Genomic DNA, 15,736 nt, shown 5'->3' on the forward strand with positions numbered 1-15,736 from the left:
CCCATCACGCGGCGAAGGGGTGCTTCACCTTGTCCTTCTGGTTCATCAGGTCCTGCGCGCTCGGGAAGCTGGCGACCGCGCGTTCGATCGCCTCCTTGGTGGCGCGGTAGTTGTAGTCCTGGATCTTGGCGTTGTCCTTGGCTTCCCAGTGGATGAAGACGCCGACGCAGATGAAGATGTTGTCGATCTCGTCCTGGGGGATGGTGCCTTCCGAGACGCAGTCGGCCACCGCCTTGGCGACGGCGTGCTGGGCGGGGCCGAACATCTGGACCGCCTGCTCCGCGCCCTTGATGGTGACCTTGTTGAACAGGATCGTCGCCGGCTTGCACATCAGGTTGGGCGCCACGACAGCGAGAAGGGCGGTGAAGCCGTCCTTGTTGTTGGTCAGCGCGTTGCAGAAGGCCGTTTCCACGGCGCTGCCGCGCGGTCCCATGATCAGGTCGATGTGGGCGACCTCGTTCCCATCACCGACCAGCGACTCGCCGACGAGCACGCGGTTGATCTTCGTGGATTGTCCTCCCCACATCGGCATGTCCTCTCTCCCTAGCGTTGCCGGCGTTCTTCGCGGAGCGCGCCGTTTTGAAGAACGTCCGTTATGACGGGCGGCTGCGGGGATTGCATGAGCCAGAACGCAAGGAGGCAACCCACGACAATATCCGCGGTCGTTCCCGGGTTGACGCCATTGTATTTGAGGTCCCGGTCCAGTTCCGCCAAGCGCGATCGCGTTAGCGTGAATGCACGGTCCGGGACAGAATTTTCCCTCAATTCCGAAGCCCGCGCGCGTAACCATTCAGCGCGCTCCCGCCCGTATTTTCGGATGACATGGCTGTCGGGCAGGGTGGCGAGGAATTCGACATAAATCATTTCCGTGGCCTGCTCGAAATCCGCCCCGGCGTCCAGCCATCGCCGCAGGCTCGGCACGCCGGTGTCGAAGATGTCTGCGAAGCCCGTCGCGTATTGCCGGGCGATGGTGTCGCGGTCCCGCGCCTCCCGCATGGCGTCGAGCAGGGTCACCTGCGCCGCGGCGTGCACGTCCGCCCCCTCGACGCGGCCCAGCCCGGCGGGTTCGGCCAGCGCGATGGCCTGAAAAGCCAGCTCCGCATCCGCCACCGTCAGGCCGGCAAGGACATGGCCCAGCCGGTCGCGCAGCGAACCGCCGCCGGTCGTCAGTGCGGCCTGGGCCAGCGGCGCGGCGAGCACCAGGATGCCGAGGTTGGTGTTGCACCCGACGGCGTCCCGCGTGGCGCGGACGGCGGCGTGCAGCCGCTCCCCGACGCCCAGCCCCGGCCGTGCGAGGATGGACGCGGTCGCCTCGGCGCTGGCGAGGAACTGGGCGACGGTCATGCGGTGCCCCTCGGCGTGGATGTGGACGTTACCGGGCTTCAGCGCGCGCAACTCCAGATGGCAGGCGGCGCGGTAGGCGCCGGCCACGCCGGAGGCCGGGTCGGGGGGGATCGGCGCCCAGTCGATCAAGCGCCCGCCGATCATGAGCCGACCCGCTTCACGAAGTCGGCGGCCAGCGCGCCGGCGATGTCCACCGCGCTGACCCGCTGCAACCCTTGCCACGCCGGCATGCTGTTGACCTCCAGCACCAGCCAGCGCCCCGCCCGGTCCTGGATCAGATCGACACCGGCATAGCTCGCGCCGACCGCCGCCGCGGCGCGGACGGCGAGCGCGGCGGGTTCGTCGTCGGCGGGCGCGGCCTCGCACGCCGCGCCCTGATGGACGTTGGTGATCCAGCTCCGCCCGTGCCGGGTCATCGCGGCGACCGCCCGCCCGCCTGTCACGAAGACGCGGCGGTCCCGCCACGCGCCTTCGGTCCGTGGCGGGATGAAGGGTTGGAGGTAGTAGACCCCGCCGAGCGCGTCCGCGTCGGGCAACGCCTCCGGACCGTCCAACCGTTGCAGGCCGCGTCCCTGCGCGCCGAACAGCGGTTTCAACACATGGTCGGGCGCATGGCCCAAGACGTGTCGGGCCGGCTCGGCCTCCTGAACGGCGAGGGCCGGCGGGGTGGGCAGGCCGGCGCGGTCCAGCAGGAAGCTCGTCATGCTCTTGTCCACGCAGCGCTCGATGGCCCGCGCGTCGTTGCAGACCGGCACCCCGAGGTCGCGCAGCGCGTGGAGCACGCCCAGGCGCAGCGTCACCTGCTCGAAGCTGCCCTGGCCGACCGCGCGGACGAAGACGCCCGCCGGCAGCGTATCCTCGAAGCCGGGGATCAGCAGGCCCGTCGCCGTGTGACCGACGGCGATCCCGCAGCGCCGCGGCGAAACGCAGCGGCAGGGGAGGCCGCGCGCCTCGATGGCCTGGACCAGCCGCGGCGTGTGCCAGTCGGGCCGCTCGGTGAGGATCAGGGCGGCGCGTTCATCGGACATCGCGGAACGAGCGCTCCACGAGGTGCGGCGCCAGGGTTCCGCCGTGGAAGCTGCGCCCGCTGTCCAGGGCGGTGACGGTCACGCGCGCCGGGCTGAACAGCATGGAATCGATGGCGTAGAAGTCCCCCTTCGCCGCCGCGAAGACCTCGGCGAAGGGGCGCCCGTGGTCCCGCGAGCAGGAGGAGGGCAGGCGGCGCGCCAGATCCTCCGCCGCGTCGTCCGGGCCGGTGACGTGCAGGTGGACCGTGCCGCCGTAGAGGATCGCGTCGTTGGTGCGGCCCATCGCGGTCAGGAACTTGCCGCCGGGTGGGGGAAGCGGCGCCATGCCGATGCCGTCGACGACGCGGTCGAGCGGAAAGCCGAGGGCGTGCAGCTTGTGCAGGGCGACCTCCAGCACGCGGGCGACCACTTGGGTGCTGCCGGCGAGGCTCTGCGTCGGTGTGAGGATCAGGGTCAGCCGGTCCGCGGCGATGCCGCAGGTGGCGGCGATGTGGGCGATCAGGTCGGCGGGCGGCACCGCCGTCGCCTCCATGACGAAGGCCGCCGCGTCGGCGCTGTCGCGGTAGGCCAGCTCGTCGAACAGCGCCTCCTGCCGGGCCAGCGCGCGGCCGGGACCGGAGCCCAGCGCGAAGAAGGCGCCCTTGCCGCTGCCGTGGCTGAGGCTCCAGCCGGCATACTGGCTGCCGAGGCAGGCGAGGACCGGCTGCGCGCTGTGGACGGTGACTCCGAACGGCCAGGACTGCGGGCCGGGTACCGGACCAAGCGTGACGTGGCCGAGGCCGCCCATGCACAGTTCGGCGATGCGCCGTCCGGCCTCCAGCCCGCCGGGATGGCCGATCCCGGCATCGACGACGCAGGCCCCGCCGACCTTCTGGACGCCGAGACGGAGCATCGGGGCATCGGCTATCAGCCGCTCGACCAGCGGAGCCGACAGCGCGGCGAGGCTCGGGCGCGGATCGGGGTTGTTGGGCTTGGTCATGTTAGCCCTCCCCTCTGGGGAGAGGGGAGATCAAATGCGCGTGCTGCCGATTCACGTCGGACGGGCTTTCCATGGTCATCACTGCATCTCCATCGCGGCGAGGGCCGCCAGTTCGCGTTGCCGCCGCTCGGCATGATGCCGTGCCGCGGTGGCGCTGGGCCCCTCCCCGAACACCGTGCAGACCGGCTCGCCGCACCCGATGACGGTCGGCGCCGACGGCCGGTCGGCGGTCCAGGCCGGCCAACGCCGTCCGGTCTCGATCCGGATGGGCGCGTCGGCGTAGAGCACCGCCGCTGCGTGGCATCCCGACAAGGCCGGCAGGCGATCGGGAAGGCGCCCGGCGCAGGCGTCCAGGTGAAGGCCAAGCAAGGGCGGCAGCGGCGGGCGGTCGAAGACGTCCAGCGTCGCGCCCGGTCGCGGGTTGATCTCCAACAGATGGACGGCCGATCCGGTCACCAGGAAATCGGCGCTGTTCAGTCCGACCAGCTCGAACGCCGCCGCAAGGCGATTGATCATGGCGGGCAAGGTCGGGGTCCACCGTTCCGGACAGCGCCACGGTCCGGCCGCCCCGCCGTAGCGGTAGGGGCTTGCTGCGGTCGGCGCGGTCCACTGCCGGCTCAGCCCGACGACGACGGCGCGGTCGCCGTCCGCGAGGAAGAGGACCGACACGGCATGGCCGGCGACACGGCGCTGGACGTACCAGCCCGGCTTGGCCTGGGCGTCCGTCGCGGCGGTGATGTGCGCGCCACCGCTGCCGCCGATCCGCTTCCGCAGATGGACGCCGGGCGATCCGTCCAAGGCCGGCGCGACCGTAGGATGGGAAATGCCGAGCCGGTTCAGGGCGGCGGCGAAGCGGAACGGGTCCTTGACGCGCGCCACCACCTCGGCCCGGTTGCCGAGCAGCGGGCGGTCTTCCGCGAGGGCCGCCAGAAGCGCCGGATCATCCTCGAAGCCGGCGCCGTAGACCAGTGGCAGGCCGCGCAGATCGATCCGCGCCAGGGAATCCCGAAGGTGGCCGGATTCCAGGCGCAAGGCGTCGGAGGGCAGGCGCAGACAGGACTCGGCGAGCTGTCTAGTGTCCAGATCGGCGAACAGATCGATGGCCGCCGGCCGCCGGCCGGCGCGGCGGGCGGCGGCGGCCAGTGCCCGCGCCGACAGGGCCGCGACGACGATGTCCGGCCCCTCCGCCACCGTGTCAGCCGGCGATCTGGCGGGCGGCGTCGTAGGCATCGCAGAAATCCAGATACACCGCCGTCTTCGCCGTGGCGAGGCGAGTCAGCAAGGCGTGCTGCACGCGGAACTTGACGGCGCCGACCGCCAGCGCGCCGACGCCGACGCCGCGCCCGCCGGGAAGCGGCGTGCCGTTGTCCTTGGCGCCGACTCTTTCGATCCCGGACGGCGGAACCGCGTTGATGTCCGCCGCAACCAGCAGGCGGCCCGCCGCGGCGAGGTTGCGCGCCGACAGGATCTGCACGCCGGCCCGCCCGCAGCCGAACACCACCTCGGCATCGGCGAGCAGCGCCTCCCGCGCCGCGTCGTCGGGCGCGTCGGCGCAAGCCAACTCCACCCCGAAGCGCCGCCGGAACTCGGCGGCCTTGGGCTCCACCCCCGACAGGCCGCGGTGGCTGACCAGGGTGACGCGGGCGCCGGCCAGCGCCGCGATCACGGCGGCAATTCCGCCGACCACGCCGGTCGCGCCGAACACCTTGAGGGTCAGCCCCTTGATCCCGTCCGGGTGGCTGCGGCGCAGGGCGCGCTCGACGACGGCGACCATGGCGCCGGCTGTGGTGAAGGCGCCCGACGGATCGACCATGACCGAGATGGTGAAGGGCGCGAACATGGCCTTCCGGGCGGCGTCCATCATGTCGAGCGCCAAGACCGCGTCGCGCCCGCCGATGAACAGCCCGGTGCGCGCCGCGTTCGCCGGGTCGCGGGAAAACATGGCGTCCTGGGTGATGCCGGTGACTTCCTCCAGCGCGACGCCGGTGTAGGGGAACAGGGGGCCCATGCCGGCGTCCGCCGCCATGTTGACGTCGAAGGGGCTGACGTGCTTCAGCGGCGTCAGCATGTGCAGAACGTAGGGTGCGGCCATCGCGCGCCTCCCGCTTGGCTCGGGGGTGGAGGGGTCAGGAGGCCCGCAGCACCACCCGGTCGGTGGTGGATTCCAGAGTCGCGCCGTCGTTGCGGCCGCGGGCCAGATGGAAGTCCAGCGCGGACCCCGCCCAGCGGCGCCGCGCCTCCGCCAGCAGGGCCTCGGCCCGTCGGGCGTCGCCGACGATGGCGAAGCCGGTGGGCCCCCAGGACGTCTGTCCGACGCCGGGAATGCCCTCGGCCTCCAACCATGCCAGCGCCTCGGCGACCAGGGGGCTGGTGAAGCGCCCGCCCTGGACCGGGGCGAAATGGTCGCCCACCGTGCGTTGCAACTCACCCACCGCCCGCCCGAAACGGTCGGCGTCGCCCTCGATCAGCGCCGGAAGGGCCGCCATGACGATCAGGCGGCAGAGATGTCCGGCCCGCTCCGCCGGAAAGGGCGGCAGCGCCTTGAAGGCCTGCAGCTCGGCGGTGCCGTGCAACCCCTGGCCGTCGCGGTGCAGGATGAGCAGCACGCGCCACGCCTCCGGGAAGGGCAGGCGAGCGACGATGGGCGGCGGCGCGTCGTCCGGCCCGCGGCCACCATCCAGGATGACGCCGCCCTTCTCGAAGGCGCCGATCCCGATGCCGGAGCGGGCGCCGCGCTCCAGCTCCGCGGCGAGGCGGCGCACCGTCGAGGGCCGCCCGTGCAGATGCGCGAGCGCGGTGCCGACCGCCAGACCAAGCTGGGTGCCGGACCCCAGCCCGACATGCTCGGGAATGGCCTCCTCCACCGTCAATTCGGCGCGGGCCGGCCAGCGGAAGCGGTCGCAGACCGCCCGCGCGGCCTTCAGCGCGCGCTCCGCCGACGGGCCGCTCGCGCAGAGGCGGTCGGACGGGCGCGCCCGCAGGGTTGTCGCCATCCCGTCGAGCGTCAGCCCCAGGCTGCCGAAACGGCGGCCCAGGCCGCCGTTCATGTCGAGAAAACCCAGATGCAGGCGCGCGGGCGCCGTGATCCTCAACTCCGTGACTTCATCGACGCCGAGTGGCATGAGGACCTCACTCGTTTAAGGAAAGTTGCGTCGTTCTTTTGGTCATGATAATCTTGCGTTAAAAAAAGACCCCGATCCAATAGTATATACCTCTTCGGGGTGAGGACTGTTCGGTCACTTCGGGGAGGAAGACATGACCGCGGTTCAGGAAACCACCTATTCCGATACGGAAATCGCTGAGCGACTGCAGCAAATATTGCCGCGGTGGCGGTTCGAGGACGGCTGGATCCGGCGGAAGTACAAGACGAACAGTTGGAAGGGCACCCTGATGGTGATCAACGCGGTCGGCCATCTGGCCGAGGCGGCGTGGCATCACCCGGACCTCACCGCCTCCTACGCTTGGGTCGAGGTGCGGTTGAAGACCCATTCGGCCAAGGGCATCACCGACAAGGATTTCGACCTCGCTCGCAAGATCGAGGAGGTCATCCAGTGGCAGCCCACCCGCGACGGCGGCGCGCTGGAGGGAACGCCCAAAGACGATCCGCGCTTCGCCTACATCAAGTACGACTGACGGCATGGCGAGCGAGCGGCCAACCCCTCCCGTCGCGCGACCCGTCGTCCATCGTGACGTCGTGTGCCCGTTCTGCGGCCTTGGCTGCGACGACCTGATTGTCGAGGAGGAACCGCCTGCGACGCTGGCGGTGTGCTCCACCGATTGCCCGGTGGCGCGCGAACGGTTTTCCCGCACGCCGGCGGCGGAACCGCCGCGCGTCGCGGGCGTCCCGGTGCCGCTGGCGGAGGCCCTGGAGGCTGCCGCCGCGGTGCTGGCGGCGGCGCAAGCACCGCTGGTGGCCGGTCTCGGCACCGACGTCGATGGCGCGCGGGCCGCCCTGTCGCTTGCCGAACGGCTGGGGGCGGTGGTCGATCACGCGCTGTCTGACGGGCTGTACCGCAATCTGGCGGTGCTCCAACGGACGGGCTGGATCGCGACGACCCTGGCCGAACTGCGCAACCGCTGCGATCTGCTGCTGCTGGCCGGACCGGACCCGGCGGCGCTGCACCCACGCCTCTTCGAGCGCTGGGTGGCGCCCGCGCCGGCCTTCCAGACGCCGCCGTCGCGCGAGGTGGTGTTTCTGTGCGGCGAGCCGCTGGACGCCACGCGGGTCACGCTCTCGGGTCTTCCCGTCACGGTGCTGGCCGGTGACCCTGCGAAGATTGGGGAGGCGGCGGCAGCGCTGGCCGCGGCCTTAGCCGATCCGTCCCGTGTTACGGGAGCCGCCGGCATCGCCGCGGAGGACATCGCCGCCCTGGCGGAGCGGGTGCGCAAGGCGCGCTACGCGGTCGTGGCCTGGGCCGCCGCCGCCTTCGAGGCGCCACACGCCGACTTGACGGTGGAGCGGCTGGTCCGCCTTGTGCACGACGCGAACCGGCACACCCGCTGCGCCGGCCTGCCGCTGGCCGGGCACGACAACGTGGTCGGGGTCAACCAAGTCTGCACGTGGCGCTTTGGAGTGCCCTTGCGCACATCCCTCGCCGGAGGGGCGCCGCTGCACGATCCCCACCGCTTTGCCTGGACGCGCTATGGGGCGGTGGCGGACGCCGTCGTCTGGGTGTCCGCCTTCCAGCCGGAGGTGCCTGCCTTTTCAGCGGGACAGACTGTCATCGCCCTGGCCCCGCCGGGAACGGTTTTCGCCGACGAGCCGGCGGTGTTCATTCCCGTCGGGACGCCGGGCATCGATCATGCGGCCCACGTCTTCCGCAGCGACACGGTCGTCGCCCTGCGCGCGCGGGGCCTCATCGACCGTGGTCTGCCGGACGTCGCGGCCGTGCTGGCGGCCATCGCCGGGACTCTGCCGCAGGAGGCTCCCGCATGCTGACGAAACTCGCCGGGGGGCGCGTTTACGACCCGGCCAACGGGCGCGACGGCGCGGTGGGCGACCTGTTCGTCCGGGACGGGCGGATCGTCGCCGATCCCGGACCCGGCGCCGCCCCGGACGAGGTCCATGACCTGTCCGGGCGGGTTGTGATGGCCGGCGCCATCGACATCCACAGCCACATCGCCGGCGGAAAGGTCAACATCGCGCGCCTGCTGATGGCGGAGGAGCATCGCCCGACGGCGGAGGGGCCTTGCGGTTGCGGCGGCCTCGCCACCCCGTCCACCCACGCCACGGGCTGCCGCTACGCCCAGATGGGCTACACGGCGGCCTTCGAGCCAGCGATGCTGCCGAGCAACGCCCGCCACGCCCATCTGGAGATGGCGGATATCCCGCTGATCGACACCGGCGGCTATCTGGTGCTGGGCAACGACGACCTGCTGCTGGAGCTTCTCGCCTCCGGCGCCGGGGAGGAGGCGGTGGCCGATTACGTCGGCTTCATGCTGAACGCCACGCGCAGCCTCGCCGTCAAGGCGGTGAATCCCGGCGGCATCAACGCCTTCAAGTACAACCAGCGCCGCCTCGACGTGGACGAGACCGGTCCCTTCCACGCCATCACGCCGCGCCGCATTCTGACCGCTCTGGCGGGGGCGGTGCAGCGGCTGGGCATCCCGCATCCCCTGCATCTGCACGGCTTCAACCTCGGCGTGCCGGGCAACGTCGAGGCGACGCTCGACAGCATCGCGGCGGTCGATGGCCTGCGCCTTCACCTCACCCATGTGCAGTTCCACGCCTATGGCGCGGAGGGCGACCGGAAATTCTCCTCCGCCGCCGCGCGGGTGGCGGAGGCGGTCAATCGCCGGCCCAACATCTCGGTGGATGTCGGGCAGATCATGTTCGGCCAGACGGTGACCGCGTCCGCCGACACCATGGCGCAGATGAACAACGCCGGGCTCGCCCACCCGAAGAAATGGGTGATGATGGACATCGAATGCGACGCCGGCTGCGGCGTCGTGCCCTTCCGCTACCGCGACAAGGCCTTCGTCAACGCGCTGCAATGGGCGATCGGGCTGGAGCTGTTCCTGCTGATCGAGGACCCCTGGCGAATATTCCTCACCACCGACCACCCCAACGGCGCGCCCTTCACCAGCTATCCCGAGCTGATCCGCCTGCTGATGGACCGCGACCACCGCCTCGCCCACATGGCGGAGCTGCACCCGGCGTTGCCGGAACACACCATCCTGGGATCGCTGACGCGCGAATATTCGCTGGGCGAGATCGCCACCATGACCCGCGCCGCCCCGGCGCGCATCCTGGGCCTGACCGATCGCGGCCATCTCGGGCCGGGGGCGGTCGCCGACATCACCGTCTACACCGACCGGCCGGACCGCCGCGCCATGTTCGAGACACCGGACCTCGTCTTCAAGGACGGCCGCCTGATCGTCCGCGACGGCGTGGTGGTGGCGCTGGTCCAGGGGCGCACGCATGTGGTGGAGCCCGCCTACGACCCGACGATCGAGTCCTGGATGGCGCGCCGCTTCGACGAGCGCATGGGCCAGCGGCTGACGCATTTCCGCATCGCGGAGGAGGAGATCCGCGGCGGCAACGGCCTGCTCCGCCACGCGTGTCAGCCGGGGGCCTTCTGATGCGGCTCAACGGCGTCCACATCGAGGACACCTTTGCCGAGGCCTTCCCCATGCTCGGCACGCGGCTGGTGATCACCGCCGACACGCCGGCCTGGGTGCAGGCGGCGGTGGTCAGCATGACGGGTTTCGCCACCTCGGTGATCGCCTGCGGCTGCGAGGCGGCGATGGAGCGCCCGCTGCCACCCGAGGAGACGCCGGACTCCCGGCCCGGTGCCGCAGTGCTGCTGTTCGCCATGTCGAAGGCGGAATTGGCGAAGCAGGTGGCGCGCCGCGTCGGGCAATGCGTGATGACCTGCCCTGGGACGGCCTGCTACGCGGGGCTGCGGGAGGGGGCGCCAATCCCGCTCGGCAACGCGTTGCGCTATTTCGGTGACGGCTGGCAGATTGCCAAGCGGGTTGGGTCCCGCCGCTATTGGCGCATCCCGGTGATGGACGGCGAGTTCCTGTGCGAGGCGGCCACGGCTGCGGTCGACGGCGTCGGCGGCGGCAACGTCATCATCCTGGCGGCCGACCGCCGCGCCGGGCTGGCGGCGGCGCAGGCCGCGGTCCTGGCGATCCGTGACGTTCCGGGCGCCATCCTGCCCTTTCCCGGCGGAGTGGTCCGGTCCGGTTCCAAGATCGGCGGCAAGTACAAGGGCATGATCGCCTCCACCAACACCGCCTTCTGCCCGACCCTGCGGGCGGCGGTGCCGGTCTCGCTGGTGCCGGAGGGGGTGGAATCCATCCTCGAACTGGTGATCGACGGGGTGAGCGAAGCGGCGGTCGCCGCCGCCATGCGCGCGGGCATCGCCGCGGTGGCGGAGCTGGGCGCCGCAGGTGGCGTGGTGTCGGTCACCGCCGGCAATTACGGCGGCAAACTCGGCCGTTACCAGTTCCATCTCCACGAGGTGATGGCATGAGCAGCCTTGTCCTCACCACGCGGGATCCTTCCGGTCCGCCGATCGACATGACCGGCGTCCTGCCCGAACGGCTGTTTGAGGGTGGGCGGGAAGCACTGGCCGGGCTGATGCTGGTCCGTGGGCGGGGGCGCCATCGGCTGGATACGCTGTTCAAGCTGGAGGACGGTGGCCCTCCCGGCACCCTGGTCTTGCATCCCGGCAGTGCGGTGCTCGACGGGGTGGGGACCGGCATGACCGCCGGGGAACTCCGGGTTGAGGGGGAGTGCGGCGCCTACGCCGGCAGTGCCATGCGCGGCGGCACGCTGACCGTCTCGGGGAACTGCGGCGCCTTCGCTGCGGCCGGGATGGCCGGCGGGAACCTGCGCGTCGCGGGCGATGCCGGCGATTTCCTGGGGGCGCCGCTGGCCGGCGGCACGCGTGGCATGAGCGGCGGTTCCGTCGTCGTCGCGGGCAACGCCGGGGACCGCGTCGGCGAGCGGATGCGCCGCGGCCTGATCGCCGTTCACGGCCGCGTGGGGAGCCTGTGCGGCGCCCGGATGATCGCTGGGACCATAGTCGTCGGCGCCGGTTGCGGTCCCGATGCAGGGCAGGCCATGCGGCGCGGCTCCATCCTGCTGCCCCAAGCGCCGGCGTCCGTTCCGTCCGGCTTCGTCGACGGCGGCATGAACGACTGGCTGTTTCTGGACCTGATGCGGAAGGAGCTGATCGATGGCGGGGCTTGGCCCAGTGGATTCCCAACCGGCGGAACCCGTGCCCGGCGCCTTATCGGCGACCGGTCGACGGGAGGGATTGGAGAGATGCTTATCGTGTCGGAGGTCTAGCGGACGCCCACCCGCGTGGCGGGCCGCCCTTCTGACCCTGGCCGTGGCTGTCTTGCTCGGGACCCCGGCCTGGGGCGATGAACCCATGCTGGTCCGGATCGGCTACCTGACCCGCGCGGAGGAGCCGCGGATTCCCCAGACCTTCCTCGAACCGGTGTCGGAGGATGAGGGCATCCAGGGCGCCCGCCTCGCCATCGCCGACAACAACACGACCGGGCGTTTCCTCAACCAGCGCTTCGATCTGGTCGAGGTGACCGTGCCGGAGGACGGGCGCGTCGAGGAGGCCGTGCGCGACCTCGCCGGGCAGGGCGTGCGGCTGCTCGTCGCCGACCTGAAGGAGGACGCCCTGCTCGCCGCAGCGGCGGCGCCCGAGGCGGCCGACATGCTGATCTTCAACACGCGCGCTCCGGACGACGACCTGCGCAACGAGCGCTGCCGTGCCAACCTGCTGCATGTGACGCTCAGCCGGCGGATGCAGGCCGACGCGCTGGCCCAGTATCTCGCGTCGCGGAAATGGATGAACTGGCTGCTGGTGGTCGGGCGGACGCCGCAGGACGCCGCCTACGCCGACGCGATCCGCGCCGCCGCCAAGCGCTACCGCGCCAAGATCGTCGAGGAAAAGCGCTGGACCTTCGAGGACGCGAACCGCCGCGTCGACACTGGCCATGTCACCGTCCAGTCGGAAATCCTCACCTTCACCCAGGGCACCGAGCACGACGTTCTGGTCGTCGCCGACGAAGCGGACGGGTTCGGCGAATATCTGCTCTACCAGACGTGGCTGCCCCGCCCGGTCGTCGGCACCCATGGGCTCGTCCCGACCGCGTGGTCGCGCGTGCATGAGCAGTGGGGGGCGACGCAGATCCACAGCCGCTTCGAACGGCAGGCCGGGCGCTGGATGCGCCCGCGCGACTACACCGCCTGGATGGCCGTCCGCGCCGTGGGCGAGGCGGCGACGCGCACCAAGTCCGCCGACCCCGCGGCGCTCGCCGCCTTCGTGCGCGGCCCCGACTTCACCCTGCCGGCCTTCAAGGGGCAGGGCCTGACCTTCCGCGCCTGGGACGGGCAGCTTCGGCAGCCGGTGCTGCTGGCGGGGCCGCGGGTGCTCGTCTCGGTGTCGCCGCAGCCGGGCTACCTGCACCAGTTCTCGGAACTCGACACGCTCGGCGACGATCGCCCGGAAAGCCGGTGCCGCAACCGCTGAGAAAAGCCCCGGCAGGGGGCAACCATGGGAGGGAACGTGATGTTGTTAACCGGAGGAGCCGCCCGGATCGGCGCGTTAGCGTTGCTGGGCTTCGCCGTCGCCCAGCCCGCGCAGGCGGACACCATCTTCGTGTCGAACGAGAAGAGCAACACCGTCTCGGTGGTCGACGGCGGCAAGCTGCAGGTGGTCGCCACGATCAAGGTCGGCCGCCGGCCGCGCGGCATCACCTTCAACGAGGACATGACGCAGATCTTCGTCTGCGTCGGTGACGACAACCGGATCGACGTCATCGACGTGGCGACCCAGAAGGTGGTCGACCGGCTGCCCTCCGGCCCCGATCCGGAGCTGTTCGTCCTGGACCCGCAGGGGCACCGGCTCTACGTCGCCAACGAGGACGACAACATGGTCTCGGTGGTCGACATCGGAGCCAAGAAGATCATCGGCGAGATCCAGGTGGGGGTGGAGCCGGAGGGCATGGGCGTGAGTCCGGACGGCAAGATGCTGGTGAACACGTCCGAGACCACGAACATGGCGCATTTCATCGACACGGAATCGCACAAGATCATCGACAACGTGCTGGTCGATGCGCGCCCGCGCGTCGCCCAGTTCACCGGGGACGGGCGGTTCGTCTGGGTGTCGTCGGAGGTCGGCGGGACGATCAGCGTCATCGATGCGGCCTCGCGCAAGCTCGTCCACAAGATCAGCTTCGCGGTCCAGGGCGTGCCGCGCGAATCCATCCAGCCGGTCGGCATCCAGTTGACCAGCGACGGGCAGCGGGCCTTCGTCGCCCTCGGCCCGGCCAATCGGGTCGCCGAGATCGACGCCAAAACCTACGAAGTGAAGCGCTACCACCTCGTCGGCCAGCGCGTCTGGAATCTGGCGCTGTCGCCGGACGAGAAACGCCTCTACACGACCAACGGCGTCAGCAACGACATGTCGGTGATGGATTTGGAGCGCGGCCGGGTCGTGAAGTCGATCTCGGTCGGCGGCGCGCCCTGGGGCGTGATCGTCAAGCCGTGATGGGGACGCTCCCCTCTCCCGCCCCGGGAGAGGGTGGCCGCGAAGCGGCCGGGTGAGGGTACTGGCAAGGGTCAGTGCATTGATCCACGCCCGACCCTCACCCTCCCGCCTTCGGCGGGTCCCTCCCTCTCCCCGGAGGGAAGAGGGTTTGAACAGCGGCAGTGATGGGCGATGGAGACGACATGGATTGCTTCGAAACGGCGCCTCCCGAGCCGCCTGCCGTTCCCGGTGACGCCGCGGCGACCCCGGTCCTGGCGGTCGAAGGGCTGAGCCACAGCTTCGGGGCGCGGGCGGCGCTGGACGGCGTGTCGTTCGGAGTCCCCGCAGGGCGGTTCACCGTGCTGCTGGGGCTCAACGGCGCCGGCAAGACGACGCTCTTCTCCCTGATCACGCGGCTCTACAACACCCGCCGGGGGAGCATCCGCGTCTTCGGCGCCGACATGCGCCGGCACCCGGCCCAGGCGCTGGCGCGCATCGGCGTGGTGTTCCAGCAGCCGACGCTCGACCCGGACCTGACCGTCATCCAAAACCTGCGCTACCACGGCGGGCTTCACGGCTTGGCGCCCGCCGACATCGAAGCGCGGGCGCGCGAGGAACTGGCCCGCATCGGCTTGGCCGAGCGTGCCGACGAGCGCGTGCGCACCCTGTCCGGCGGCCAGCGGCGGCGGGTGGAGATTGCCCGTGCTCTGCTCCATCGCCCCAGCCTGCTGCTGCTGGACGAGCCGACCGTCGGGCTCGACATCGCGCTGCGCCGGCAGGTCCTCGACCATGTGCACGACCTCTGCCGGGAGCGTGGGCTGGCCGTGCTGTGGGCGACCCACCTGATCGACGAGGCCCGCGACGGCGACGGCGTGGTGGTGCTGCACCGCGGGCGCGTGCTGGCCGCCGGGCGGGTCGAGGAGGTGTGCGCCGCCACCGGCGCCGCGACCCTGGGCGACGCCTTCGTCCGGCTGACGGCGACGGGAGGGAGGGAATGAACGCGACGCTCCACTGGCGTTGCCTGCGCGCGGTCATCGTCCGCGAGGGGCTGCGCTTCGTGCACCAGCGCGAGCGGTTCTTCGCCGCCCTGGTGCGGCCGCTGGTCTGGCTGGGCATCTTCGCGGTGGGATTCCGCGCCGTGCTCGGCCTGTCGATCATCCCGCCCTACGAGACCTACATCCTCTACGAGGATTACGTGACGCCGGGGCTGGTGGCCATGATCCAGCTCTTCAACGGGATGCAGAGCTCGCTGTCCATGGTCTACGACCGCGAGATGGGCAGCATGAAGACCCTGCTGGTCAGCCCGCTGCCGCGCTGGTACCTGCTGGTCTGCAAGCTGCTGGCCGGCGTTCTGGTGTCCATCGCACAGGTCTATGTCTTCCTCGCCATCGCCTGGTTCTGGGGCGTCCAGCCGCCGGAACTCGGCTATCTCGCGGTGCTGCCGGCCCTGGTGCTGAGTGGGCTGATGCTGGGCGCGCTCGGCCTCCTGCTGTCCTCCTTCATCCGGCAGTTGGAGAATTTCGCGGGCGTGATGAATTTCGTCATCTTCCCGATGTTCTTCGCCTCTTCCGCGCTCTACCCGCTGTGGCGCATCCGTGAGGGCAGCCCGACGCTCGCCTGGATCGCCGGGGTCAACCCCTTCACGCAGGCCGTCGAGCTGATCCGCTTCGCGCTGTACCTGCAGTTCAACGGCGCGGCGTTCCTGGCCGTCACCGCGTGTCTCGCGCTGTTTCTCGGGGGGGCGATCCTCGCCTACGATCCCGGGCGGGGCTTCTGGGCCCGCCGCGGCGGGCCGGCGGAACAGGGGTGACAGAACGGACGGAACCGCCCCCGACGACCTCCGGTTGATGGTACAGACGACCGTCCGGTCATCCCGCCGGGCG

16 protein-coding genes are annotated in these 15,736 nt (G+C 70.8%); 9 read left to right on the forward strand and 7 right to left on the reverse strand.

Going from position 1 to position 15,736, the window contains the following annotated elements; all coding sequences use genetic code 11:
* Positions 1-4: 4 nt before the first annotated feature.
* The 7 genes from fae to FHW79_RS17180 form a co-directional block, all read right to left on the reverse strand.
* Positions 5-532 carry a formaldehyde-activating enzyme gene (gene fae / locus FHW79_RS17150; RefSeq protein ID WP_275945596.1) on the reverse strand — a complete coding sequence of 176 codons (528 nt, stop codon included), beginning with the start codon at positions 530-532 and terminating at the stop codon, positions 5-7.
* A gap of 11 nt (positions 533-543) precedes the next feature.
* On the reverse strand, positions 544-1,488 hold the full coding sequence (locus tag FHW79_RS17155; protein ID WP_183180072.1) for a triphosphoribosyl-dephospho-CoA synthase: 945 nt from the start codon (positions 1,486-1,488) through the stop codon (positions 544-546).
* Positions 1,485-2,372 (reverse strand): RimK family alpha-L-glutamate ligase, encoded by an 888-nt coding sequence (locus FHW79_RS17160; RefSeq protein WP_183180074.1) that lies wholly within the window; start codon positions 2,370-2,372, stop codon positions 1,485-1,487. Before FHW79_RS17160 ends, FHW79_RS17155 begins: the two co-directional genes overlap by 4 nt.
* Positions 2,362-3,351: a methenyltetrahydromethanopterin cyclohydrolase gene (mch, locus tag FHW79_RS17165; RefSeq protein ID WP_183180075.1), complete on the reverse strand. Its 990-nt coding sequence runs from the start codon at positions 3,349-3,351 to the stop codon at positions 2,362-2,364. The genes FHW79_RS17160 and mch overlap by 11 nt, the downstream gene beginning before the upstream one ends.
* A 78-nt stretch (positions 3,352-3,429) precedes the next feature.
* Positions 3,430-4,581, reverse strand: coding sequence for an ATP-grasp domain-containing protein (locus FHW79_RS17170; protein WP_211108341.1), 1,152 nt, complete (start codon positions 4,579-4,581; stop codon positions 3,430-3,432).
* Positions 4,547-5,443 (reverse strand): NAD(P)-dependent methylenetetrahydromethanopterin dehydrogenase, encoded by an 897-nt coding sequence (locus tag FHW79_RS17175; protein ID WP_183180076.1) that lies wholly within the window; start codon positions 5,441-5,443, stop codon positions 4,547-4,549. Before FHW79_RS17175 ends, FHW79_RS17170 begins: the two co-directional genes overlap by 35 nt.
* Positions 5,444-5,477: 34 nt before the next feature.
* Complete coding sequence (locus FHW79_RS17180) at positions 5,478-6,473, reverse strand: beta-ribofuranosylaminobenzene 5'-phosphate synthase family protein (protein WP_183180078.1); 996 nt, start codon at positions 6,471-6,473, stop codon at positions 5,478-5,480.
* Positions 6,474-6,606: 133 nt separating this feature from the next.
* Between FHW79_RS17180 and FHW79_RS17185 the strand changes: the two genes are divergently transcribed.
* The 9 genes from FHW79_RS17185 to FHW79_RS17225 all read left to right on the forward strand — a co-directional run bounded on the left by FHW79_RS17185 (position 6,607) and on the right by FHW79_RS17225 (position 15,663).
* Entirely contained in the window at positions 6,607-6,984 is a 378-nt protein-coding gene (locus tag FHW79_RS17185; protein ID WP_183180079.1) for a 4a-hydroxytetrahydrobiopterin dehydratase, read from the forward strand.
* A 4-nt stretch (positions 6,985-6,988) separates the two neighbouring features.
* The gene (locus FHW79_RS17190; protein WP_183180080.1) at positions 6,989-8,290 is read left to right on the forward strand and encodes a formylmethanofuran dehydrogenase; all 1,302 of its coding nucleotides are present in this window, start codon (positions 6,989-6,991) and stop codon (positions 8,288-8,290) included.
* Positions 8,284-9,933, forward strand: coding sequence for a formylmethanofuran dehydrogenase subunit A (locus FHW79_RS17195; protein ID WP_183180082.1), 1,650 nt, complete (start codon positions 8,284-8,286; stop codon positions 9,931-9,933). Before FHW79_RS17190 ends, FHW79_RS17195 begins: the two co-directional genes overlap by 7 nt.
* Positions 9,933-10,832 carry a formylmethanofuran--tetrahydromethanopterin N-formyltransferase gene (fhcD, locus tag FHW79_RS17200; RefSeq protein WP_183180083.1) on the forward strand — a complete coding sequence of 300 codons (900 nt, stop codon included), beginning with the start codon at positions 9,933-9,935 and terminating at the stop codon, positions 10,830-10,832. The genes FHW79_RS17195 and fhcD overlap by 1 nt, the downstream gene beginning before the upstream one ends.
* Complete coding sequence (locus FHW79_RS17205) at positions 10,829-11,653, forward strand: formylmethanofuran dehydrogenase subunit C (protein WP_183180084.1); 825 nt, start codon at positions 10,829-10,831, stop codon at positions 11,651-11,653. Before fhcD ends, FHW79_RS17205 begins: the two co-directional genes overlap by 4 nt.
* Before the next feature lie 85 nt (positions 11,654-11,738).
* Entirely contained in the window at positions 11,739-12,854 is a 1,116-nt protein-coding gene (locus FHW79_RS17210) for an ABC transporter substrate-binding protein (RefSeq protein WP_247884454.1), read from the forward strand.
* 39 nt (positions 12,855-12,893) lie between these two features.
* Positions 12,894-13,874: a PQQ-dependent catabolism-associated beta-propeller protein gene (locus FHW79_RS17215; protein ID WP_247884477.1), complete on the forward strand. Its 981-nt coding sequence runs from the start codon at positions 12,894-12,896 to the stop codon at positions 13,872-13,874.
* 182 nt (positions 13,875-14,056) lie between these two features.
* Complete coding sequence (locus tag FHW79_RS17220) at positions 14,057-14,851, forward strand: ABC transporter ATP-binding protein (RefSeq protein ID WP_183180086.1); 795 nt, start codon at positions 14,057-14,059, stop codon at positions 14,849-14,851.
* Entirely contained in the window at positions 14,848-15,663 is an 816-nt protein-coding gene (locus FHW79_RS17225) for an ABC transporter permease (protein ID WP_183180088.1), read from the forward strand. Before FHW79_RS17220 ends, FHW79_RS17225 begins: the two co-directional genes overlap by 4 nt.
* Positions 15,664-15,736: the final 73 nt, after the last annotated feature.

The organism is Azospirillum sp. OGB3 (genome assembly GCF_014192915.1).
GTDB lineage: Bacteria > Pseudomonadota > Alphaproteobacteria > Azospirillales > Azospirillaceae > Azospirillum.